Genomic DNA, 20,264 nt, shown 5'->3' with positions numbered 1-20,264 from the left:
CATTCTTTCAGAAGAGGTGAACAGGGTGACAGTTTTAAAAATACATGTCGCATTGGAAGAAGTGAATTTTCTTTGGGATGAGAGACAAGTAATTCTTTTTCGTGAAATGTGGAATAACGGTGTTAGTTTATCGGAAATGGCAAAACGATTGAAAAGAAAACAGGTGGAAGTGGCTGTGTTGATTTTAGATCAGGCAGATAACTATAAGATCGGAGGTCGCTCTGAAGGGATAGGAGATACAAGTGTAGAGCTTATTAAGAATAAAGGGAACCACGAGTTCCCTCTAACACTATATATCGCATTAGAAGAAGCGAATTTCCTTTGGAATGAAAAAGATGTAATTCTATTTCAAGAAATGTGGGATAGAGGTATTAACATTGCAGAGATATCACGAAAATTAAAGCGGCATCAAATTGAAGTAGCTGTACTTATATTAGATCAATTAGGCTTGGAAGATATGTTAAGTGGTATTCAAAATAAGCCCGTACAAGTGGCATAAGGAGAGATGAGAAAATGATTAGAAAAGAAGTTAAATGGTTTGCGGAACATATGGAAAGTAGGTTACAGGAAAATAATCATAAAACAGGTTGGGAAGATTGCACTGTTGATTTTCTATCTTCACAAATAAATAGAAATCTAAATGAATTAAATGGTTTGTTTGAAGAGCTACCAGCTAACTACTCTGTATTATCCGCTAATATCATAAGACAATGCAGTGATATATCAAATTACGCAATGATGATTGCTGATATTTCAAATAAGTACGTTTGTAAATATGATCCACCAATATATGCAAAAGTTGGTGAAGAACAAGTGGAACAAATACAAAATGGTGTTTATGAAGTCACTCAGTTTTTAGCAGAAGCGAAGGGTGGGATTAAGTAATGTTAGCAACTGTATTCGAAGCGCAAGACAAGCTAGATTGTAAGATTGTTGAGGTTCATGGCTTAGAAGGTAAGAGTTTAACAGCAAATATTACACACGCTTTATATGTCGAATTAAGTGAGTTGGCAAATGAAATTGAGTACTTTAAGCATTGGAAAAAGAACAAAAGAAACAATAAAGCAAAGCAACGTGATGAATGGGCGGATTGTATGCATTTTGTAGCATCACTTGGCAATAAATATGGACACGTTGAATTAATTGTAGGATCGGACAGACATTTCAGATTGGCAAATAAATTCACAGGATCAAGCAGTGGATTTCATGAGTTGTTTGGATGCATGTATAAGACAGACTACTCTTGTATTTTCGATTATGCGAAGGCATTAGGAGCTTTGATTGCTATTGGTTATAAATTAGGAATGAGTCAACAAGAAATGATGGATTCATATTTCGTTAAAAATAAAGTTAACTATGAGCGACTAAGTAATGGTTATTAATCAAATTTGAATTTTATGAAAAGTGAGGGTGAGAGTTATGAAAACTTATGAAGAGTTGGTTGAAAAATGTAAAGAGCTTATTAATAAGGGGTGGACTCCACAAGCGGTGTATGAATGTTTCGAGGCATATTCAGAATGGGGACCGGATAGTATACAGCATGCAATTAATGAAGCATTAGGTAACGATGGAAGTGGATTTTCGGATAACGTGTTAGATCATCGTCCGAACTTAGAAAATTTAAAAGCAATTGGTAAAGAAGATGATTATGTATTTCAAGCGTTAGCATACATGGGGCATGCAACACACTTTATGAGTTGGGCAAATACAGTGCTAGAACTCGTGGAAGAAGTTCCAGAAGGGTTGAAGGAAGAAATTAAGAAGGTGCATTCAAGTATTTGGGAAATGCAAGAAAAATTAAGGGAATTTAAGAAGGATGAACAATGAGTGTCATAACAAGTTCAAAAGAATATGTGGTCTATAAAGGTGAATCACTCATATGCATCGGGACCATGTTGGAGTGTGCTAAACATATGGGCGTACTTCCCGAAACAGTCTACTTTTACACTACGCAGGCGTATCAAAGGAGATTGGCAAAGAGGAAGAGGGCTAGAAACTATTTAACTGTTACGGAACTTGATGAAGATTAGTATAAAAATTTCATTTTGTAGAAAAGGAAGATGCTAAATGTACTTTATGGAAAAAGAAGAAGACTTAATTGGGAAAGAAATAGCTTTTACACACATGGCCCAATTCGCTGAAGCTATTACAATCGTTACAAAAGATAAAGGAATCTTAGTAGTGAAACAATGGTCAGATGATGATATGAGTGAAATCAATGTGTATGGTAAATATCAGGCAAGGGTCTATGTATTAAAACATAATTGGATAAGAAAAACATTGCATGAAAAAGGGATAATCTCTCACGAAGAAATTGAAGAATACGAGAACGAAATACGCCTAGCGCAGCAAAAACAACAAGAAGAATCTAAAAAAAGACAAGAAGAGCAAGAAAGAAGAGAATATGAGCGTTTGAGAGCAAAGTTTGAGGCTCCTGATGACGTTGTTTATTACGGAAGCGGACATCCTTATAACTAAAAGAGCAGCTAGCGAAAGCTAACCGCTCGGCTCCAATGGGGGACTGGAGAAAGATTATATCTACAGTATTGACGGAATATTGAGTTTTATTCAGGGGGTAGAGGGAAATGAAATCGGAAACTCATGTTTTTATAAAGTTATGCAGTAATGAAGATGTAGCAGTTGGAAGTACACTTCAATTTGCTGATGGATCAGAAGGAGTAATAACTTCGATTAGGTCAATTAAGTTTATTACTATGCATACAATTGAGGTTATTGGTAGAGCGAAGTTTGAAATCTTAACAAAATAATCCTTTTAGAAGAAAGAGAGGTTAGGAGAATGAAAGGTTTAAAGAAAAGAAAAATGAGAAAAGCTATTGCTCGTCGTGCAAAGTCAGTAGATAAATACAGACTTGAGAATGCGTGGAGAAACATCTTTGTACAAGCTGGTATTTTAAAGTGAGGGGAAACAGAATATAGTCCGGCTAGAAAACTAGAGGACACCAATCATTAGAGCAGTAGCAAGATTGCTGCAATATGACTGGTGTTCTTTTTATTTTATAAAAGGGAGATGTGGGGAATGAAAGCACTTAAAGATCAGTTACGTGAATGGAAAAAGCAAGCCAATCAAGCAAAAAAGAAAAAGAAGAAAAAACGAAAAGAGAAATTAACTACACGTGATATTGAGGATTTAATGGGGATTCATGGACCGCGTTATGAACGTAGACGTGGAGCATTAAGACAGAAGTAAGAAATAAATTAGGAGGAATTTAATATGAATAAACAATTATCATTCAAAATGCCAGTTGTAGATGGGAAGAAAACAAAAAAAGAAGTTGAAAAAGTATTTGAGAATTATCGTATGTATTTAGCGACAATGCCAAGCGATATTTTGCCAAAGGTTACACCAGCATATTCTATTGTTCCTCCATCAGTTACAAATGAATTTAATAGTTCTACAGAGAGCATCGCAATTGAGAGAGTAGAATACGAGCAAGAAAGAAATGAATTTATGGATTGGGTTCATGCTGCAGTAAATCGTTTGAGAGATGACGAAAGGAAAATTATTATCAAGTTCTTTATGGAAGATGTACAAGGATATGATCCAGATATCTGGCTGGAACTTGGAATAGGAAAAACAAAATACTATGAGATAAAAGGTCAAGCTATATTGCGTTTAGCTTTTAACTTAAAAAAAGAAGTATATAAAAAGAAACATAGACAAAAAGAGGTGCAGAGTGTATGAATCTTGTTCAGCCAATTCGAGATAAGGAAGCGATTCAAGAAATAAAAGAATATTTCAAGGAACAGAATGAACGTAATTACATTCTGTTCCTTCTTGGTATAAATACAGGTTTACGTATTTCAGACATCTTACGGTTGCGAGTTCGAGATGTAGAGGGGTGGAGTATCTTTATTCGTGAAAAGAAAACGAAGAAGGTAAAAGAAGTAAAGATGCCATCTGAATTAAAGAAAGCATTACGAGAATATTCGAAAGGAAAGCCTAAGAATGAATTCCTTATCAAAAGTAGGAATGGAAAGAATAAGCCTATAACTAGATCAATGGCATATGTCATATTGAATCAAGCTGCACAAAAGTTTGGATTAGAACGTATTGGGACTCATTCACTTCGAAAAACGTATGGTTATCATCATTATAAACAGTTTAAAGATGTAGTGGTTCTACAGCGAATGTTAAATCATACGGACCAAAAAGAAACGTTAAGATACATCGGTATTGAACAAGATACATTGAATGATTATCAAAAGAAATTCAAAATCTAAGATTATATATTTTTTTATGTATTTTTGAATTAGCTACAAAAGAAATGTGTCAAATTCATTTTAGTGATGTGTTAAAAAGCTTGATGTATCTAAGAGAAAACGAGATACCTTAATTCAACACAATATGGTTTATAGCGAATTCAGTTTTGAAGATAATAGGCATAAAATATAAAAAAACATTAAAAATAATTCGGTTTATAGCAGTGGAAAATAAAGTTTATTGACTCATAACAAAAAACGCGGAAGAAGAGATTATCTTACCACGTTTTTTGTTTTATGAATTTAATTTAACTCTCTTTTTGCAGTTTCTAAATTATAGTAGAGATAAGATAATTTATGTTCAATAAAATTAGATGGAAATCCTAAATCTATTAATATCAAAGTATGAATTAGAGCGCTTAATCTAATGTTGGCTAGGTATAATGTACGGTTACTGAAGATATTACTATCTTCAGTTTGAGGATGAGTCATTTTATTTCTTGTTTCTTTTACTTTATTCATAAAACCTTTCATATCTTTCTTGTTTTTAAAAATCCTATTAAAAATAGGAGCGTCAATTGAATTAGCAACCTCAATTAATCTCTTTTTAAAAGGGTATTCATAAGCATAAGAAATAGAGTTTTGCATATTTTTCTTTAAATCCTGAAGTGTTTCATCAGTTATAGTTTCTTCTAAATGAGTAATAATTGCAGTTTTAATTGGATCATAGTCCGAAGGATTACAGAAAGTGCTATCTGTAAATCGTAATCGATGATATCCTTCGAGACTACGTGTATAATTAAGGAATTTCCATTCTTCATAAATGCCATGATACTTAGTATTTATATATAAATTATATATAGGTTCTAAATCGTTATATAGGAGGTACCATTTATTTAAATAGATAGCTAAATTATCCTTGATATCAGAAAATGTTATACTCTCAATCGAATCGATATCTTTTTCTTCTTTAAAATCTTTTTGTGTAAAGAAGACTTTATATTTATTATTTTGAACCTCAGGTGTATCTTCGATTTTAAAAGATAAGTCTTTTAAGAACTGTTCTTTTCCAGTGAAAAGAGAAAATAAACTTAAAAGTTTATATATTTTGTTTAAGAACCAAGAATAATTTTGGGGTGAATTTGATATTAAATCTAATAATGCTGTATATTCCATAATTACATCTTTATGACCGATTGTACTGAATTTAAAATGTGAATTTGTTGCAAAAGCACAATCTATACTAGGAATTTCCCATTTGTTGATTTCTGGATGCTTAAAAGAAGCATCTGCACTTTTCATAAAACCATTCACATCATCTTCGAAGTTAAAGGTATACGGTGATATATTCATGAAACTTTCTAAATAAGTACTATTAAAAGAAACTTTTTGGAATATTAGCTCGTCAGCAGAAGAAAAATGTCCACCAACAATCATGAATTTAAACTTATATGTTTGACTATGATATCCTGAAAATCTTATTTTATTAGATGTTTGGATAATGTGAAATAAACAAACTAATTCTCCGGATAATGTTTCCCCGCATATAGTATCAAAATGGATTCCTTGGCGAAGACCAAATAGGTCATTATCAATTTCTGTTAGACTACCAAGTAAATTAAGAGATGCATCTTTTGGAGAAAACGAAAGTTTTCCGTGTACTTTATGATTTGGATTGTTCGGGTTAAACCAAACTCCTTCTACTTCAAATTCATCTATCATTGTTTGCTTTACTAATTTAATAGTTTTCATAAAAATACCAACCATCCTTTCTAATGATTATTATATAGGATTCGCGAACTTTTTGCGGAGGATTTGCGAACTATTTACGGACGAACCTAGGATTTGAACATGATATATTTGTATTGTGAGAAGTGGCGGAAAACACAACTCACGCCTACCTTTATAATAGATCGTCATGACAAATGGTGATGGTTGTTGGTTGGATGGATTGCCGTTTCATATTTCCGACAACAATTTGCATGACATGCATTGAAAATGATGAAGGGCTTTTGCTCTTCTCTCAGCCACTTGATACTGCATAGGTGCAGTTGAATACACAACATCAGGTGACTGAGAGAAGAATAAAAATTCATGTACCGTATTTAAATTACAAAATAATAAGTAATAACATAGCATCCATTCGGGTGCTTTTTATTTTGTGGAGGGAGTGAGTAGATGAGTTGGTTTAGTTATTTTCTTGGATGTGGAACAGGATTGATAGTTGGTTTGCTAATCATGATTCAATTCCTTAAAGCAAAGGAAGTAAAGGAATTAGATTGAGGGGTGAGATGAAGATGGAACTAACTAAATTGGAGAAGGCGATCACCATTGGAATAATCCTTCGTGCTCTTCGTAAAAGGAAATTCAAAAGGTATGTGGACTTAGAAAAGCTACCAGCTTTCATTAAAGTGTTAGATGAATTGAAAGAGGATACAACGCTTGAAGATAGGGAAGAAGCCACAGCAAGTTTAATTAATAAACTGATGGATGATTTAATTGAGAAAGATAAGGAGTGAGATGAATCATGAAAATGCCATTAACGAAACACAGTTGTTTAAATAAAGGCTGTGGATTTGAAGAAACATCTCATAAGATTCGTGATGGATGGAGATGTCCTAAATGTAATGGACCAATGATGAGTAAGCGTGTTGTTAAGGAAAGGTAAGGAGTGAGGGTAATGTGTGAGCATAAGTATCAAGTATTAGATAGTGAGACTACTTCTTTTTATTCCGATAATAAACAATACATCCAGAAAGTCTCAGTCACTTTCTACTGCGAGAAGTGTCTTGATATTAAGTATCGAAGTCAAGTGATTAATACAGGACAAGTAAGTACGAAAGGTAATAGTGAGAAGAGTGAGATAATAAGAGGTGTAGGTACTGTAACACATAGGAGTTATTGTTAGATTGTGGGGTGGTAGTTGTGGAAAAGGAAGAACTCATTCAACTCATAAGAGAAGATAAGCTTATGAAGTTCTATAAGTCAAAAGAATGGAGAGCGCTAAGAGTTAAAGCATTACAGCGTGATAACTATGAATGCCAGAGATGTAAATCAAAAGGTAAATACAAACCTGCCGAGAATGTACATCATCTGAAAGAAGTTAAGACGCATCCACATTTAGCGATGGATTTGGATAACCTACAATGCTTATGCATTCGTTGTCATAATGAAGTACATGATCGGTTAGATAAGGTTGAGAATAAGAAACCTAAGTTCATGAATGAGGAGCGATGGTGAATGGCTAAACCAATTAGAACAAAGCAACAGTTAAACGAGAGATTGGAGCTTATCAAAGTAATATCAGATGACTGTGAGGCTGCTCATGCGGAGCAAGATAAGTTATTACGTGATGTTCTTGTAGGTATTGCGAATGGTGCTGAGAATCCTGTGTACTTAGCTGGTAGAGCCTTAGAAGTATTTAACATTGAGTTTAGTAGATGGTATGCGTAGGTGAATGTAAATGATAATAACAGATAGTAGTTGGTCATTCGATACTGACTTAATGATTCAATATGCTGATACTGATCAGGAAGAAAGAACTTCATATGAACGTGACATGTTGAATCAATTTAGAAAGTATTCTTACTGGCGTTACTGTCAGATAAGAGACTGTGTCAATCCAAGAAAGTGCAAACGTCTTACAATAATTAATGTAAGAGAAAGATTGCAAGATGAAGACAATTTAAAATTTACAACAGACATTCTAAAGATTTCTAGTGAAGAAGTCTTTTTTGTTTTGGATTTTATTGAAACATATTTCGAATTAGTTTCCTAAACACCCCCGGGTCAAAAATTTTAACTTTTATTTGGAGGACCATTCAACGGGGGGTGGAGATCGGTTAAAACATTTTTGCGAATTTAAAAGTAAGAGGGGGGGTACTTGTGCGAAAACTATCAAAAAAAGCACAGATAAAGCAAGATTTATTACAACAATTGGAAGTTAGCGGTTTGTGTGGTATGCACTACGTTGATCTTGTTGATGATTACATGACATTGTTTGATGCGAAAAATAAGCTAGCAAGAGAGATGAAAAAGAACGGGCCAATGATTGAATGGCAAAATAGCGAGAGTCAAAAAGGAGTTAAAGCGAATCCAGCTACAAAAGAATTTCGTGAGACAAATAAGCGCATGACAGAATTATTAAAAGTCCTTGGTTTGAAAGAGCCGATATATGATGAAGGTAATGATGACGATGACATCTAAATATCCAACTACATATCAATATCATCCATACATTGATGAGTATATGCGGATGGTTGAGAATGGGGAAATTCAAAGTTGTGAAGAACAAAAGCTACTTATGAAGTTCCTTCGATGGAAGTTAGATCAACCGGATGTGGTAATTGATGCGGATGCTATTGAAAAATCGGTAGAGAAGCCAGCCCCCTATTTTCCTTTTTCGCTTTTCGCTTGGCAAAAGTTCTGTAATGCATTTTTTTACGGCGTACGTTATGCAGATGGGCGTCTTATGTTTGATAGGTATTTGTTATTACTTGGACGTGGTGCAGGTAAAAACGGATATATAAGTTATGACAGCTTTTATATGTTGAGTGGGCACCATGGAATTAAAAATTATGATATAGACATTGTAGCGACATCTGAAGATCAAGCGAAGACATCATTTCAAGATGTTTACGATATTTTAGAAACACCAAAATTTGTGAGGAAGTTAAAAAAAGTTTTTTACAAATCAAAAATACTTATTAAACATTTGAAAACAAAATCTAAGTTTGAATTTAACACATCAAATGCTCGTACAAAAGATGGTAAGCGAAGTGGAGCTGTAATATTTGATGAGTTACATGAGTATGAAGATTATTCCAATATAAAAGTTTTTACGTCTGGTTTAGGTAAAAAGAAGGATCCAAGGATTTTCTATATTACAACAGATGGAAATGTCCGTGGTGGAGTGCTGGATGATATGAAAGAAGAAGCTCAAATGGTATTAAATAAAGAATTACCAGACTCCACACTATTTCCTTTTATATGCAAACTTGATAATGAACAAGAAGTTCATGATGAGTCAATGTGGGAAAAGGCGAATCCTTCATATAGGTATAATGAAAATCTACAGCATAAAATGCGCAAAGAATACCATGATATGAAACGCAATAGTGCATTACGTATTGAGTTTATGACGAAAAGAATGAATTTACCTATCGAGGATACAAGAAAAGAAGTTGCTACCTATGAGGAAAGATTAGCCACGAAACAACCATTCCCTGAGAATATGCAGGGGATAGAATGTATTGGAGCGGTTGACTTTGCTCAAATTCGAGACTTTTGTTCAGTGGGTATATACTTCAAAAAGGATGGAAAACGTTATTGGATGCAACATACATTCATGCATCATACGGCGCCTAAGTTGCAAGATATTAATCCGGATATCATTCGAATTGCAATTGAAAAAGGATTACTTACTGTTGTTTATGACAAGTCAATTAGTGCGGAGCATGTGCTGAATTGGTTCGTCATGATGAATAAGAAATACCGTATAAAAAAAGTTAGCATGGACTTATATCGTTCAGCGATTTTAAAAGAGTCGCTTGAAGCGGCAGGTTTTGAAATTGAAATTGTTCGGCGTGGTCCAGCAACTCATAGTAAACTAGCTCCACTTGTAGAAGAGATGTTTATCAAACATACAATTGTTTTTGGAGATGATCCACTTATGCGTTGGTATGTTGGGAACGTCTATAAAGAAGAAAAAATGAATGGCAATATTGAATATAAAAAGGTTGATAAAGAGAAGCGAAAAACAGATGGTTTTTTCGCTTTTTTACATGCTCTAAACTTTGATGGTGAGTTAAAAGAATCAAGCGCTTTAACGAAAGACAATGTTAGAAAGATATTCAAATCATTTAGTGTATAAAAGGTGGTGAGAATGTGGGATTAGTAGACTGGGTACGTGGTTTTTTCGGAAGTAACAATACTCTTACTTTAGATTCATGTTGTTATGAGTTAGCGATTGATTACTTCTATAAAAGATTAGCTGTGGAGAGTTGTATTGATTTAATTGCAAATGCTCTAACGAGGTGTGAATTTCAAACATTTGAAAAAGGCAAAGAGAAGCGTGGAGAAAATCATTATTTATTAAATGTACAACCAAACCAAAATCAAAACGCATCAGAATTTATGCATAGCTTGGTAAATCATTTAATTAATGAAAATGAATGCGTAGTTATTATGCAAAATGAGCAATTGTATATTGCTGATTCTTTTGATGTTAATGAATTCGCGTTAAAAGAAAACATTTATAAAAATATAACGATTGGTGATTTCACTTTTGAAAAAGCTTTTAATGAATCAGAAGTGTTCCACTTTAAATTAAATGACCGCAATATCATGCATGTTATCGATGGAATGTATGCTAGCTTCGGTAAATTACTTGCATCTTCAATTGACTACTATAAAAGAAAGAACAATAAACGTTTATTAATTAAAGGTGATTTTTTAAGAGCGCAAGATGAAGCAACTCAAAACGCTATTAATGATATGTTTGAAGGTCAGTTAAAAAATTGGTTTAACGCTGATAAAGTTGGTTCAGCTTTTCAATTGCAAGATGGTTATGTTATCGAAGATATGAGTGATAGTAAAAGCGGTGTTGCGAATAGTAGTACAAGTCGTGATATTAGTGATTTAGTAAACGATATTTTCGGTTATGTAGCGACGGCATTTCATGTTCCAATTGGTATTTTAAAAGGTGACGTGGCTGATATTGAAAAGCAAATGGATTCATTTCTAGCATTCTGTATTAATCCAATCGCTGAATTGATTCAAGATGAATTTAATCGAAAGATGTATACGAAGAAAGAGTATATGGATCGTACTTATTTGAAAATCGATACAACAAAAATAAAAGTTGTAGATATTACTAAAATGGCAACAGCTATGGACAAACTCTTTGCCATTGGTGGTTTATCAATTAACGATATATTAATTATTCTTGGTAGAGAACCACTTGAAGATGAATGGGCAAATAAACGATTTGTTACAAAGAATTACCAAGAAGCTGATTCTTTGGAAGGGGGTGAAAAGGATGAGACGTTATAAAAATGAAAAATACAGTCATTTAGCTAATGTTCAACATTCATTTAAAGCTGAAACAGAAGGTGATTCCTCCACAATTACGATTTACGGATCTATCGGTGAATCTTGGTGGGGAGAATCTACTTCAGCCAAGGATATAGAAAATGCGTTAAATAATGTGAAGTCTGATACTGTCACGCTTCGTTTGAATAGTGGTGGTGGAGATGTATTTGACGGTATCGCTATTTACAATCAATTAAAGAACCATTCAGCAAAAGTGATTGTTCATGTGGATGGACTAGCCGCTTCCGCTGCATCTCTAATCGCAATGGCGGCTGATGAATTAATTATGAATACTGGGTCTATGCTAATGATTCATGAAGCATCAACATTTGCCTGGGGTACAAAATCAGATATTCAAAAAACTCTTAATGCACTCGAAGGAATTGATAAATCAATTGCTGATATCTACATGACTCGTTTTGAAGGGGAACGTTCTGAAATAGAAACGATGATTGAAAATGAGACATGGTTTACAGCAAGTGAAGCAGTTGAAATTGGTCTTGCTGACAAAGTGGATGAAGAGGAAGAAAAAACAGATCCAGAAGAGTATAAAAATAACTTCCTTCAAATGTTCCGCAATAAAAAGAAACAAAGTGAACCGATTGTAGCAAGTACAAATCAAATAACGGGAATGATGATGAACTACTTGGATACTAGCAAGTAGTTTTTAATTTGGAAGGAGAATGAAAATGACGATTAAAAATTTAGATCGAGATAACAATAGTATGGTAGAAGTTGAAAATGAATTTAAAGCAGCTATTGAAAATAACGATAATGAAGCATACGCAGCAGCGATGACAAAAATGGCTAATGTCATTCAAATGAACATTTTGAATGAAGTAACGCCATCTGTTAAAAGTGAAATTGCAAGCAACTTAAACAATCAAGCGGTATTAAATTCTCGTGGGTTACATGCTTTAACTAATGAAGAGCGTTCATATTACAATGAAGTTATTGCAAGTGGCGAGGCGTTCGCTGGCGTTGAAAAATTAATCCCAGCAACTGTTATTGAACGTGTATTCGAAGATTTAGTAAAGAACCGTCCGTTACTTCAAGCGATTGATTTTGTGAATGTAACTGGTTTAACTGAATGGATTATGAAAAAAGGTGAAATTCCTGCTGCTTGGTGGGGTAAATTGTGCGATGATATCAAACAAATCATCGATGATGGATTTGAGAAAGTACAATTAAACCTATACAAATTAAGCGCATATATTCCAGTTTGTAAAGCTATGTTAGATTTAGGTCCAGAATGGTTAGATCGTTATGTTCGTACGGTTCTAATGGAATCTATGTATATCGCACTTGAAAAAGCGGTTATCAGCGGTACAGGTAACGGTGAACCTATCGGTATGATGAAAAATCTAGATGGTGCGGTTGTTGGTGGTGTTTATCCAGACAAAGCATCTGTTACTTTAAAAGATCTAACTCCTAAAACATTAGGAAAAGAAATCATGGCTCCACTTACAAATGGTGGAAAACGAAATGTAGCAAATGTAATTATGGTTGTGAATCCAGTTGACTACTGGTCACGCGTCTTCCCGGCTATTACTTTCCAAAATGCAAATGGAGAATATGTACAAAATACAGCTATTCCTATGCAATTTATTCAATCTACAGAAGTTTCTACTGGAAAAGCGGTTGCTGGAATGGCAAAAGATTACTTCTTAGGAATTGGTTCTACTCAAAAAATCGAATACTCTGATGAGGTGAAATTCATTGAAGATGAGCGTGTGTATATCAGTAAACAGTATGCGAACGGTCGTCCAAAAGATAATAAATCATTCCTTGTATTCGATGTTAGTACATTAGGTGACACAGTAACACCCTAATACAACCCTTCTAAATGAAGGGATAAATTATTCATCGTTAACAAAAGCTGAGATTCAATCACAGTTAGATGAACAAGGGATTTCTTATAAGACTAGTGCAACAAAAGCCGAATTAATCACTTTATTAGCAGGTGATGTGGATGGATAATCTTCTAAATGAGTTGAAAGACCATCTTAAAATTACATGGAATGATGAAGATGCAAATTTAAATAAAATTATATCTCGTGGAAAGGCGTATTTGTTCGGTTTAACAAATGCGTCTTTTGATTTTTCTAAAGAAGAATGGCCAAAAGAATTGTTATTAGAAAGATGTCGTTACGTTTATAACAATGCTGGTGATGAATTTGAAAAGAATTATAAGGATGAATTGTCCAGGCTTATTTTACAAGTTGCATTAGGAAAAGTTGGTGTGATTAATGGCAATTAAGGATTATAGAGAAACATTTAATGATGGTTTCTTGCGATATGGCTATAAAAAAACCGAGCGTTCCGAAAATGGAAAGCGAATAGGAGATGTCTTTCATCCAGAAGGAAAACTTGCCTATAAAGAAATGTCTATTCGCGATAGTGACTATCAAATAGTTGGAGTTTTAACAACTGGTTTAGATTATAAAGTAAAAACATTGTATCCACCTTCTTTTAAGAAAATCAACAAAAATAAACTTAAGGTATTGATTGATGGGATTGAATATGACGTGATTAAGGCGGATTCTGATTCCAGTAAACGATATCTTTTCTTTTATTTACAACAGGTGGTGAAATCGCGTGAATGAGAAAGCCAAGACTTTGATGAAAGAACAGAAGAAAGGCATTAAAACAGGACTTGAAGAACGTTTTGACTTATTAGTGGTTGAGGATGAATTGGCAGAGGATGAAGAAGAGCAACTGCAACAGGATAAGTATAACTGTTTCATAATTGAATACGGTGAATTTCAGCCTTCCACAAACGAACGTACCGTTTCTCAAACTGTATACATCAGTTATTTATCTGAAAACCAAGATGACTTGGATGAACAAACCATTGATATTATTTCACTTGTTAGCAAAGTGAAAAAGGTATCGTTTGTTAATTCTAAAAATGATCGTCTTCAAGTGAAAGATACAGATAGATATATTGATAGAGTAGTCTTTACATTTAAGAGGGTGATACCAATTGAGTGTATTCAATCTTGATTTTGAACAGTTGCAAAGGCTTGAAGAGAAAATGATGCGGTTACCTAACAAAATGGAGCCGACTATAAATAACATTCTTCATACTGACGGCATACGTATTGCAACAGAAGAAATTACGAAGCTTATTCGAGTTTCCAGGTCTAAGTGGAGTGTTCGAAATAAAACACATGCTAAAAATAGTAATTGGTCAAAAAGCGAAAAGTTGAACTTAGGTTTTAGAATTATTTCACGTGGCGGATCAGCCAATAAGAAAGGTAGTTTTGGGTATCTTGTGTTCCCAAACGAAGGTAGAGGTTCACATAATCCACTAGAACAACGATTCGCTGAACGTGGAATACAAAATGCAACACCAAAAATTTTAGAGAAGCTACACGAAGGTGTAGACAAAGTATTAAGGGAGGAAATATAAATGGCTGTTACAGCAATTGAAGAATTTGATTCCGTATCGATTAAAAATGCGAGTGTTCAATTTAAAAAAGGTGGCATACAACAACCTGGTACAAAGTTTGGTTGTGTGGGAAGTATTGAAGGTGAACCGGAAGTAGCTGAAATGAAAAAACTATGTGGTGCTGTTACATTGAAAAAGAAAACAAAAACAACACAAATTAACATTACAGTTTCCGCACACATTCCGGTACAAGTAGCACGTGATTATTTCGGATTTGAAACAACTGGATTGAAGCCTGGAATTTGGTCATATGGTACTGAATCTAAAGGTACTGACTTTGTATTCACTGCTGATGTTGTGGATGAATTCGAAGATATCGTTAAATTAATCGCATTCCCAAATTGCGCAAACGCTACTGGATTTAAGTTTGCTATTGCGAACGGAGAAGAAGAATTAGCGATGCTGGAATTAGAATTTACTGCTTTACCGGATGAAAAAAATAAATTCTATTATGAAGCGTTCGTTTCTGAATTAGAAGATGCAACAGTTGCGACAAAATGGCACACACAATTTAATACTGCCCTAGTAGAAAAAACAGTTACACCGTAAGTCCCGTTTTATACGGGGCTTTTTTCGATAGATTTAGTAAAAAATAAATTAAAGTGGGGATATAGCATATGAAAATTCAAAAAATCACATTAAAAGATATTGAATTCGTAAAGGTAGATGGCGAGTTCGAGCAACGTTTTGTGAATGAACAAGAGTATCCAGCATTCTTAACAAATTACGCATTAAAAAAAGGAAAAGAAGAAGGAATAATTGAGAGCTCAATCATTAGCGATTTATTAAAATTCCAGGCATTAGAAGGAATTGATAAAGGAAATAGTTCTGATTTATCTGCATTTGAAAAGATCGATCAAACTAGTATTCAAAGAATTATTTACCTGGCACTTAAGGGCGCGAATCCAAAAGTTGACTTATCATTCGATGAATTTTTAAGAAAATATCATGACTCGTTAGCGGAATCAATGGAATTATACGCAAAGCTCGTTATCGATGTAATCAGCCAGGATCCAAATAAATTCGCTGCTGAATTTCAGAAAAACACAAGCACTGGAAGTAAAGGCGAAAAAAAGTAAAGGCTCCGAAGATTAACCTGGAATGTGTGGAGGATAAATACGTTTTATATTGTCTAGTCTCTGGAATTGATTCAGAGACTTTTTGGCATGAACCTATTGCATCAGTGGATCGTATTTACGAAGGAATATCAGCGTTTAAATCTTGGAGTAACAATCCAAAGTAAAGGTAGGTGAGAAAATGGCACGAAATAATTCGGAAATTGAAGTTACCTTTAGGGCGCAGAATAAAGAATTTAATGATGCGATAAAAGGGATGAATCAAGAATCGAAAAAACTTCGCCAGGAAATGAAATTACAGCAAGAACAAATGAAGTTGACGGCAACTGATTCTGAAAAATTACAAGCGAAACTTCAAAATTTATCCCAACAATATGCGGTTGCACAAAAAGCAACACAAGCAACTGCTGAACATCTTCAACGAGCAAAACAGTTATACGGTGAAAATTCAACTGTAGTCGCAAAATTAGAAGCAAAACTAAGAAGTCAGCAAATTGCAGAACAACAACTTGCGAATAGTATCAGACAAACATCTGATAGCTTAAAACAAGTAAGAGAAGCTGAAAATGAACGTACAAGCGAGTCTGCAAAGGCTATACAAAAGTTAAAAGAGTTAAAATCAGCAGAAGAAGAATTAAAAGCTTCCTCTGCAAGGTTAGCAGCACAACACGAATTGCGAATGGCTCAACTTGGTGAAAATGCTTCTGAAACTGACAAACTTCGTTTGAAAATTAGTAATTTAAGCGAACAACATACACTTGCAGCAAGTAGGATTCAAAATTATCAGCAACAATTAGATCGTGCAAAGTTAGCTTATGGTGAAAATTCAGCAGAAGTACAAAAGTATGAAGCTAAATTACTGCAAGCGATGACAGCACAACAAAGAATGTCTAATCAAATAGATGCTGCAAATAGAAGTTTGCAAGAACAAGCAAATGAAAGTAGAAGGGTAGCTAGTGCAACTCAACAATTAGAGACTCTATTTCGAGCGACTGGCACAAGTGTTGACCAATTCGCAAACGCATTAGGTGGACATTTAACAAGCGCTATTCGGCAAGGTACAGCGACATCTAGTCAACTTGAATCAGCTATTGATCGGATCGGTCGGGAAGCATTAGGAACAGAAACAGATATAGAAAGATTGAGACGTGCTCTTAGATCTATTGATGATGTAAACTCTATTGAGAGTGTTCGAAATGAATTAAGAGACCTTTCTAGAGAGGCAGAAAGAGCGAGTCAAAGTTTCAAAGAGTTAGATATTGATTTAGAAAACATGTTAGGTGGAATGGTTGCCGCTGGCGGTATTTCAGGAGCTATTGAACAAGCACTTGATACATCTAAGTTAAAAACAAAAATTGATATTACATTCGAGGTTCCTGAGTCTTCTAAAAAATCCGTAGAAGAAGCTGTAAGAGGTGTTACTGCATATGGTGTGGATGCAGAAGCATCTTTAGAGGGTGTACGGAGACAATGGGCATTGAATAAAGATGCTAGTGATGAGTCGAATGCAGCAGTTGTAAAGGGCGCAGCAGCTATATCCCAGAGTTATGAAGGAATAGATTTCACTGAGTTAATTCAAGAAACAAATGAAATTGCAAACGAATTAGGGATTACTAATGAAGAAGCTCTTGGTTTAACAAATTCCCTTTTAAAAATAGGATTTCCACCAGAACAATTAGACATTATTGCTGAATATGGGCAACAACTAACACGAGCTGGATATGATGCCCAAGAAGTCCAAGCAATTATGGCAGCTGGCGTTGAAACAGGCACTTGGAATATTGACAATCTCTTGGATGCTTTGAAAGAAGGTCGTATCAAAGCGGCTGAATTTGGCCAAGGTGTCGATAAGGCTATGAAGGAAGCTATTCAAGGTACTAATATTTCTGCTGAACAATTGGAAAAATGGGGGCAATCAGTAGCAAAGGGCGGTAAAGAAGGTTCCGCAGCTATGTCAGAGATTGCAAAGGCTTTAGTTAGTATTGAAGATGAAACTAAGAGGAATGAGATTGGTGTTAAGCTCTTTGGTACTATGTACGAAGATCAAGGAAAAAACATCACTGATACATTAATAAATGCACAGAATAAAACGATTGATTTGAAAAACAATCAAGATCAATTGAACGATTCTATTAAGAAATTAGATGCATCACCTGCTGTTCAATTACAAAAAGCAATGCAAGATTTAAAGATGGCTCTTGAACCAGTATTAGCTGTGATAGCAAAGGTTGTAGCTGCGTTTGCTACATGGGTTTCAGCGCATCCAGCATTAGCAGCCGCAATAACAACAATAGCTGTTGCTCTTGGTATTCTTGTCGGAGCCTGTATGGCATTAGCCCCAGTATTTATAACCTTATCTAGCGTTGCTGCTATGTTTGGTTTAAGTATTGGGGCTATTGCTTGGCCAGTTGGAATCGTATTAGCAACTACTGGAGCAATTGCCGGGCTTGTCATAGGTATAAAGAATTTATGGAATAACAACGAAGGTTTGAGAAACAGTATTACTTCTGTAATAAGTAGCTTTCAAAGTTTTTCTTCTACACTTGCTGCTTTTGGTAAATATTTAGTTGCGGTTGTGGAAGATGGTGATACGCTAAACGATTGGATCACTCATTTACCTAAAGGTTTTCAAGGTGCAGCGCAATTAATAGGTGAAGCAGTAGTAAAGATTAAAGAGGGTGTTACAAGTCTTTTTAATGCTATTAAATTAGCTTTCCAGGGTGATTTCAGTCAAATAGGTGAGATATTCAAAACGATTGGTCCAACAATAGCTGCTGCAATTATCGGTGGTCTACCTGGTGTACTTATATCGGTTTCTAGATTTTTACCAGCTATTTCAGAATATTTGACTGCAAATTCGGGAATTATTCTCGAAACCATTACAAATATATTCACGAATATAGCTACTTTCATTACAACCGTACTACCACAGTTTCTACAAACTGGATCGCAAATTATTTCAAATCTTGTGAATGGATTAGTCTTAGCATTCCCGATAATTCTTGAAGCAATGGTTAATGTAATAAATACTATTTCACAATCAATTGCTACGTATCTACCTTTACTTATTCAAACCGGAATGCAAATTATTCAAACTTTAATTTCTGGTATTGTTTTAGTTTTACCGACTATTATTCAAACTGGATTGCAATTGGTAATGACATTAATTAACGGAATCATGCAAATGATACCGCAGTTAATAGAAATTGCTGTAACGATTATTCAAACAATAATAAATGGCATTATGTCATTTTTACCTCAGCTAATTCAAATGGGGATAAATTTACTAATTTCATTGATTACTGGAATTACACAAGCTTTACCTATGATTGCTTTAGCAATTATTACTGTTATAACTACATTAATAAATGCGTTGACAGCAAATTTACCTAAAATTGTGGAAGCAGGTGTTAAAGTACTAACAAGTTTAATAGACGGCATTATTAAGATTCTTCCGCAATTGATAGATCTAGCAGTAAATTTGATAACAAAAATAGCTGATACAATACTGAAAAATTTACCTAAAATTATAGATTCCGGTGTAAAGATTTTGATGTCATTGATTGATGGAATTATTAAGATATTGCCACAGTTAATTAATGCAGCTTTAACACTTATATCTAAAATAGTAGAAACTTTAATTGCTAATTTACCAAAAATTATAGAAGCGGGTATAAGAATTTTAATGGCATTGATTGCAGGAATTGTACAAATTATACCGCAATTGATTTCTGCAGCTTTAAGACTTATCACTACTTTAGTAGGTGAATTGATTAGGAATTTACCACAAATTCTTTCAGCAGGTGTTCAATTAATTTGGGCTTTAATAAAAGGTATCGCAAGCATGGCAGGACAACTTGCTTCCACAATTTTTTCCGATATCATACCAAGTATAGTTGATACCGTTCGGGAAATTGATTTATGGCAGATTGGTAAAAATATCATTACCGGACTCATAAATGGAATCGGTTCAATGGCAAGTGCAGTGTGGAGTAAAGTGAAGGAAATTGCAGGTGGAATTAAAGACACAATTATGGATGCGTTGGATATTCATTCACCTTCACGCTGGATGAGGGATATGATTGGTAAAAACCTTGGGAAAGGTCTCATTATTGGTATGGATAGTATGAAGGCATCTGTTCAAAATGCTGCTGAAAATATGGCAGATTGGGCGAAACCCGATATAGGTTATATTGATGCGTACGGTAAAAACCAACAAGCAACGATGTCATCAAACTTATCATCAGAAGCATCAAGAATGGCACAGTCTACACAAAATGTTGATAGTAGCCAAAATATAATAAATATCAATAATCCAGTGGTAAGAAATGACCGCGATGTTGATAATATGTTCGAAAAAGCTGATAACTGGCTAGCGCAAAGAGGTAGAAACTTAAACTTAGGCATAGGGAGGGGATAGC

31 protein-coding genes are annotated in these 20,264 nt (G+C 34.5%); 30 read left to right on the top strand and 1 reads right to left on the bottom strand.

Annotation, left to right across the window (positions count from 1 at the left end; translation table 11 throughout):
- The first annotated feature begins 25 nt into the window (after positions 1-25).
- The 11 genes from BLV40_RS01910 to BLV40_RS01860 all read left to right on the top strand — a co-directional run bounded on the left by BLV40_RS01910 (position 26) and on the right by BLV40_RS01860 (position 4,242).
- A complete protein-coding gene (locus BLV40_RS01910) occupies positions 26-499 on the top strand; it encodes a sugar ABC transporter substrate-binding protein (protein WP_090687236.1) in 474 nt (157 codons plus the stop codon).
- 14 nt (positions 500-513) lie between these two features.
- Positions 514-885, top strand: coding sequence for a hypothetical protein (locus BLV40_RS01905; RefSeq protein ID WP_211482099.1), 372 nt, complete (start codon positions 514-516; stop codon positions 883-885).
- A complete protein-coding gene (locus BLV40_RS01900) occupies positions 885-1,382 on the top strand; it encodes a dUTP diphosphatase (protein WP_090687234.1) in 498 nt (165 codons plus the stop codon). The genes BLV40_RS01905 and BLV40_RS01900 overlap by 1 nt, the downstream gene beginning before the upstream one ends.
- A 37-nt stretch (positions 1,383-1,419) precedes the next feature.
- Complete coding sequence (locus BLV40_RS01895) at positions 1,420-1,827, top strand: hypothetical protein (protein ID WP_090687233.1); 408 nt, start codon at positions 1,420-1,422, stop codon at positions 1,825-1,827.
- Positions 1,824-2,030: a hypothetical protein gene (locus BLV40_RS29035; protein ID WP_090687232.1), complete on the top strand. Its 207-nt coding sequence runs from the start codon at positions 1,824-1,826 to the stop codon at positions 2,028-2,030. The genes BLV40_RS01895 and BLV40_RS29035 overlap by 4 nt, the downstream gene beginning before the upstream one ends.
- Positions 2,031-2,067: 37 nt before the next feature.
- Positions 2,068-2,478, top strand: coding sequence for a hypothetical protein (locus BLV40_RS01885; RefSeq protein ID WP_090687231.1), 411 nt, complete (start codon positions 2,068-2,070; stop codon positions 2,476-2,478).
- Positions 2,479-2,585: 107 nt separating this feature from the next.
- Positions 2,586-2,768, top strand: coding sequence for a hypothetical protein (locus BLV40_RS01880; protein ID WP_090687229.1), 183 nt, complete (start codon positions 2,586-2,588; stop codon positions 2,766-2,768).
- Between the two features lie 29 nt (positions 2,769-2,797).
- Positions 2,798-2,920 carry a DUF3983 domain-containing protein gene (locus BLV40_RS01875; RefSeq protein ID WP_090687227.1) on the top strand — a complete coding sequence of 41 codons (123 nt, stop codon included), beginning with the start codon at positions 2,798-2,800 and terminating at the stop codon, positions 2,918-2,920.
- A gap of 117 nt (positions 2,921-3,037) precedes the next feature.
- A complete protein-coding gene (locus BLV40_RS28340) occupies positions 3,038-3,208 on the top strand; it encodes a hypothetical protein (RefSeq protein WP_090687225.1) in 171 nt (56 codons plus the stop codon).
- A gap of 24 nt (positions 3,209-3,232) precedes the next feature.
- Complete coding sequence (locus BLV40_RS01865; RefSeq protein ID WP_090687222.1) at positions 3,233-3,703, top strand: ArpU family phage packaging/lysis transcriptional regulator; 471 nt, start codon at positions 3,233-3,235, stop codon at positions 3,701-3,703.
- Entirely contained in the window at positions 3,700-4,242 is a 543-nt protein-coding gene (locus BLV40_RS01860; RefSeq protein WP_090687220.1) for a tyrosine-type recombinase/integrase, read from the top strand. Before BLV40_RS01865 ends, BLV40_RS01860 begins: the two co-directional genes overlap by 4 nt.
- 282 nt (positions 4,243-4,524) lie before the next feature.
- On the opposite strand, the gene BLV40_RS01855 is transcribed toward BLV40_RS01860, so the two are convergent.
- Entirely contained in the window at positions 4,525-5,973 is a 1,449-nt protein-coding gene (locus tag BLV40_RS01855) for an ApeA N-terminal domain 1-containing protein (protein ID WP_090687219.1), read from the bottom strand.
- Positions 5,974-6,518: 545 nt separating this feature from the next.
- Between BLV40_RS01855 and BLV40_RS01850 the strand changes: the two genes are divergently transcribed.
- The 19 genes from BLV40_RS01850 to BLV40_RS01770 all read left to right on the top strand — a co-directional run bounded on the left by BLV40_RS01850 (position 6,519) and on the right by BLV40_RS01770 (position 20,263).
- Complete coding sequence (locus BLV40_RS01850) at positions 6,519-6,740, top strand: hypothetical protein (RefSeq protein WP_090687216.1); 222 nt, start codon at positions 6,519-6,521, stop codon at positions 6,738-6,740.
- A gap of 8 nt (positions 6,741-6,748) precedes the next feature.
- Positions 6,749-6,889, top strand: a complete 141-nt coding sequence (locus tag BLV40_RS28335) for a hypothetical protein (RefSeq protein WP_170833596.1) — start codon at positions 6,749-6,751, stop codon at positions 6,887-6,889.
- A gap of 12 nt (positions 6,890-6,901) precedes the next feature.
- Entirely contained in the window at positions 6,902-7,129 is a 228-nt protein-coding gene (locus BLV40_RS01845) for a hypothetical protein (RefSeq protein ID WP_090687215.1), read from the top strand.
- A gap of 17 nt (positions 7,130-7,146) precedes the next feature.
- Positions 7,147-7,461 (top strand): HNH endonuclease, encoded by a 315-nt coding sequence (locus BLV40_RS01840; protein ID WP_170833595.1) that lies wholly within the window; start codon positions 7,147-7,149, stop codon positions 7,459-7,461.
- Positions 7,462-7,674 (top strand): hypothetical protein, encoded by a 213-nt coding sequence (locus BLV40_RS01835; RefSeq protein WP_090687213.1) that lies wholly within the window; start codon positions 7,462-7,464, stop codon positions 7,672-7,674.
- Positions 7,675-7,684: 10 nt separating this feature from the next.
- On the top strand, positions 7,685-7,999 hold the full coding sequence (locus BLV40_RS01830; protein WP_090687211.1) for a hypothetical protein: 315 nt from the start codon (positions 7,685-7,687) through the stop codon (positions 7,997-7,999).
- A 107-nt stretch (positions 8,000-8,106) separates the two neighbouring features.
- On the top strand, positions 8,107-8,427 hold the full coding sequence (locus BLV40_RS01825; RefSeq protein WP_090687209.1) for a P27 family phage terminase small subunit: 321 nt from the start codon (positions 8,107-8,109) through the stop codon (positions 8,425-8,427).
- On the top strand, positions 8,411-10,093 hold the full coding sequence (locus BLV40_RS01820) for a terminase TerL endonuclease subunit (RefSeq protein WP_090688274.1): 1,683 nt from the start codon (positions 8,411-8,413) through the stop codon (positions 10,091-10,093). Before BLV40_RS01825 ends, BLV40_RS01820 begins: the two co-directional genes overlap by 17 nt.
- Positions 10,094-10,107: 14 nt before the next feature.
- Positions 10,108-11,274, top strand: a complete 1,167-nt coding sequence (locus BLV40_RS01815; RefSeq protein WP_090687207.1) for a phage portal protein — start codon at positions 10,108-10,110, stop codon at positions 11,272-11,274.
- Positions 11,261-11,977 (top strand): head maturation protease, ClpP-related, encoded by a 717-nt coding sequence (locus tag BLV40_RS01810; protein WP_090687205.1) that lies wholly within the window; start codon positions 11,261-11,263, stop codon positions 11,975-11,977. Before BLV40_RS01815 ends, BLV40_RS01810 begins: the two co-directional genes overlap by 14 nt.
- Positions 11,978-12,002: 25 nt before the next feature.
- Complete coding sequence (locus tag BLV40_RS01805; RefSeq protein ID WP_090687204.1) at positions 12,003-13,145, top strand: phage major capsid protein; 1,143 nt, start codon at positions 12,003-12,005, stop codon at positions 13,143-13,145.
- Between the two features lie 140 nt (positions 13,146-13,285).
- The gene (locus BLV40_RS01800) at positions 13,286-13,573 is read left to right on the top strand and encodes a phage head-tail connector protein (protein ID WP_090687202.1); all 288 of its coding nucleotides are present in this window, start codon (positions 13,286-13,288) and stop codon (positions 13,571-13,573) included.
- The gene (locus BLV40_RS01795) at positions 13,563-13,919 is read left to right on the top strand and encodes a phage head-tail adapter protein (RefSeq protein ID WP_090687201.1); all 357 of its coding nucleotides are present in this window, start codon (positions 13,563-13,565) and stop codon (positions 13,917-13,919) included. Before BLV40_RS01800 ends, BLV40_RS01795 begins: the two co-directional genes overlap by 11 nt.
- Positions 13,912-14,319, top strand: coding sequence for a hypothetical protein (locus BLV40_RS01790; RefSeq protein ID WP_244525330.1), 408 nt, complete (start codon positions 13,912-13,914; stop codon positions 14,317-14,319). The genes BLV40_RS01795 and BLV40_RS01790 overlap by 8 nt, the downstream gene beginning before the upstream one ends.
- Positions 14,300-14,728 carry a hypothetical protein gene (locus BLV40_RS01785; RefSeq protein ID WP_244525329.1) on the top strand — a complete coding sequence of 143 codons (429 nt, stop codon included), beginning with the start codon at positions 14,300-14,302 and terminating at the stop codon, positions 14,726-14,728. Before BLV40_RS01790 ends, BLV40_RS01785 begins: the two co-directional genes overlap by 20 nt.
- A complete protein-coding gene (locus BLV40_RS01780; RefSeq protein WP_090687199.1) occupies positions 14,729-15,316 on the top strand; it encodes a phage tail protein in 588 nt (195 codons plus the stop codon).
- A 68-nt stretch (positions 15,317-15,384) separates the two neighbouring features.
- Positions 15,385-15,846 carry a hypothetical protein gene (locus BLV40_RS01775; RefSeq protein ID WP_090687198.1) on the top strand — a complete coding sequence of 154 codons (462 nt, stop codon included), beginning with the start codon at positions 15,385-15,387 and terminating at the stop codon, positions 15,844-15,846.
- Between the two features lie 26 nt (positions 15,847-15,872).
- Positions 15,873-16,010 carry a hypothetical protein gene (locus BLV40_RS28790; RefSeq protein WP_211482098.1) on the top strand — a complete coding sequence of 46 codons (138 nt, stop codon included), beginning with the start codon at positions 15,873-15,875 and terminating at the stop codon, positions 16,008-16,010.
- 14 nt (positions 16,011-16,024) lie between these two features.
- Positions 16,025-20,263 carry a hypothetical protein gene (locus tag BLV40_RS01770; RefSeq protein WP_090687196.1) on the top strand — a complete coding sequence of 1,413 codons (4,239 nt, stop codon included), beginning with the start codon at positions 16,025-16,027 and terminating at the stop codon, positions 20,261-20,263.
- The last annotated feature ends 1 nt before the right edge of the window (position 20,264 follow it).

Source organism: Bacillus sp. 166amftsu (genome assembly GCF_900107445.1).
Classification (GTDB): domain Bacteria; phylum Bacillota; class Bacilli; order Bacillales; family Bacillaceae_G; genus Bacillus_A; species Bacillus_A arachidis.
The sequence above is the reverse complement of the archived record's forward strand: the minus strand, read 5'-3'. Positions and strand labels throughout refer to the sequence as shown.

Coding starts and splice junctions, on each gene's coding strand:
- BLV40_RS01800 (WP_090687202.1), top strand. CDS start 13,286: ATGGATAATCTTCTAAATGAGTTGAAAGACCATCTTAAAATTACATGG.
- BLV40_RS01805 (WP_090687204.1), top strand. CDS start 12,003: ATGACGATTAAAAATTTAGATCGAGATAACAATAGTATGGTAGAAGTT.
- BLV40_RS01775 (WP_090687198.1), top strand. CDS start 15,385: ATGAAAATTCAAAAAATCACATTAAAAGATATTGAATTCGTAAAGGTA.
- BLV40_RS01895 (WP_090687233.1), top strand. CDS start 1,420: ATGAAAACTTATGAAGAGTTGGTTGAAAAATGTAAAGAGCTTATTAAT.
- BLV40_RS01880 (WP_090687229.1), top strand. CDS start 2,586: ATGAAATCGGAAACTCATGTTTTTATAAAGTTATGCAGTAATGAAGAT.
- BLV40_RS28340 (WP_090687225.1), top strand. CDS start 3,038: ATGAAAGCACTTAAAGATCAGTTACGTGAATGGAAAAAGCAAGCCAAT.
- BLV40_RS01835 (WP_090687213.1), top strand. CDS start 7,462: ATGGCTAAACCAATTAGAACAAAGCAACAGTTAAACGAGAGATTGGAG.
- BLV40_RS01830 (WP_090687211.1), top strand. CDS start 7,685: ATGATAATAACAGATAGTAGTTGGTCATTCGATACTGACTTAATGATT.
- BLV40_RS01875 (WP_090687227.1), top strand. CDS start 2,798: ATGAAAGGTTTAAAGAAAAGAAAAATGAGAAAAGCTATTGCTCGTCGT.
- BLV40_RS01795 (WP_090687201.1), top strand. CDS start 13,563: ATGGCAATTAAGGATTATAGAGAAACATTTAATGATGGTTTCTTGCGA.
- BLV40_RS01850 (WP_090687216.1), top strand. CDS start 6,519: ATGGAACTAACTAAATTGGAGAAGGCGATCACCATTGGAATAATCCTT.
- BLV40_RS01845 (WP_090687215.1), top strand. CDS start 6,902: ATGTGTGAGCATAAGTATCAAGTATTAGATAGTGAGACTACTTCTTTT.
- BLV40_RS01905 (WP_211482099.1), top strand. CDS start 514: ATGATTAGAAAAGAAGTTAAATGGTTTGCGGAACATATGGAAAGTAGG.
- BLV40_RS01855 (WP_090687219.1), bottom strand. CDS start 5,973: ATGAAAACTATTAAATTAGTAAAGCAAACAATGATAGATGAATTTGAA.
- BLV40_RS01865 (WP_090687222.1), top strand. CDS start 3,233: ATGAATAAACAATTATCATTCAAAATGCCAGTTGTAGATGGGAAGAAA.
- BLV40_RS01860 (WP_090687220.1), top strand. CDS start 3,700: ATGAATCTTGTTCAGCCAATTCGAGATAAGGAAGCGATTCAAGAAATA.
- BLV40_RS01885 (WP_090687231.1), top strand. CDS start 2,068: ATGTACTTTATGGAAAAAGAAGAAGACTTAATTGGGAAAGAAATAGCT.
- BLV40_RS28335 (WP_170833596.1), top strand. CDS start 6,749: ATGAAAATGCCATTAACGAAACACAGTTGTTTAAATAAAGGCTGTGGA.
- BLV40_RS01810 (WP_090687205.1), top strand. CDS start 11,261: ATGAGACGTTATAAAAATGAAAAATACAGTCATTTAGCTAATGTTCAA.
- BLV40_RS01820 (WP_090688274.1), top strand. CDS start 8,411: ATGACGATGACATCTAAATATCCAACTACATATCAATATCATCCATAC.
- BLV40_RS01900 (WP_090687234.1), top strand. CDS start 885: ATGTTAGCAACTGTATTCGAAGCGCAAGACAAGCTAGATTGTAAGATT.
- BLV40_RS29035 (WP_090687232.1), top strand. CDS start 1,824: ATGAGTGTCATAACAAGTTCAAAAGAATATGTGGTCTATAAAGGTGAA.
- BLV40_RS01780 (WP_090687199.1), top strand. CDS start 14,729: ATGGCTGTTACAGCAATTGAAGAATTTGATTCCGTATCGATTAAAAAT.
- BLV40_RS01770 (WP_090687196.1), top strand. CDS start 16,025: ATGGCACGAAATAATTCGGAAATTGAAGTTACCTTTAGGGCGCAGAAT.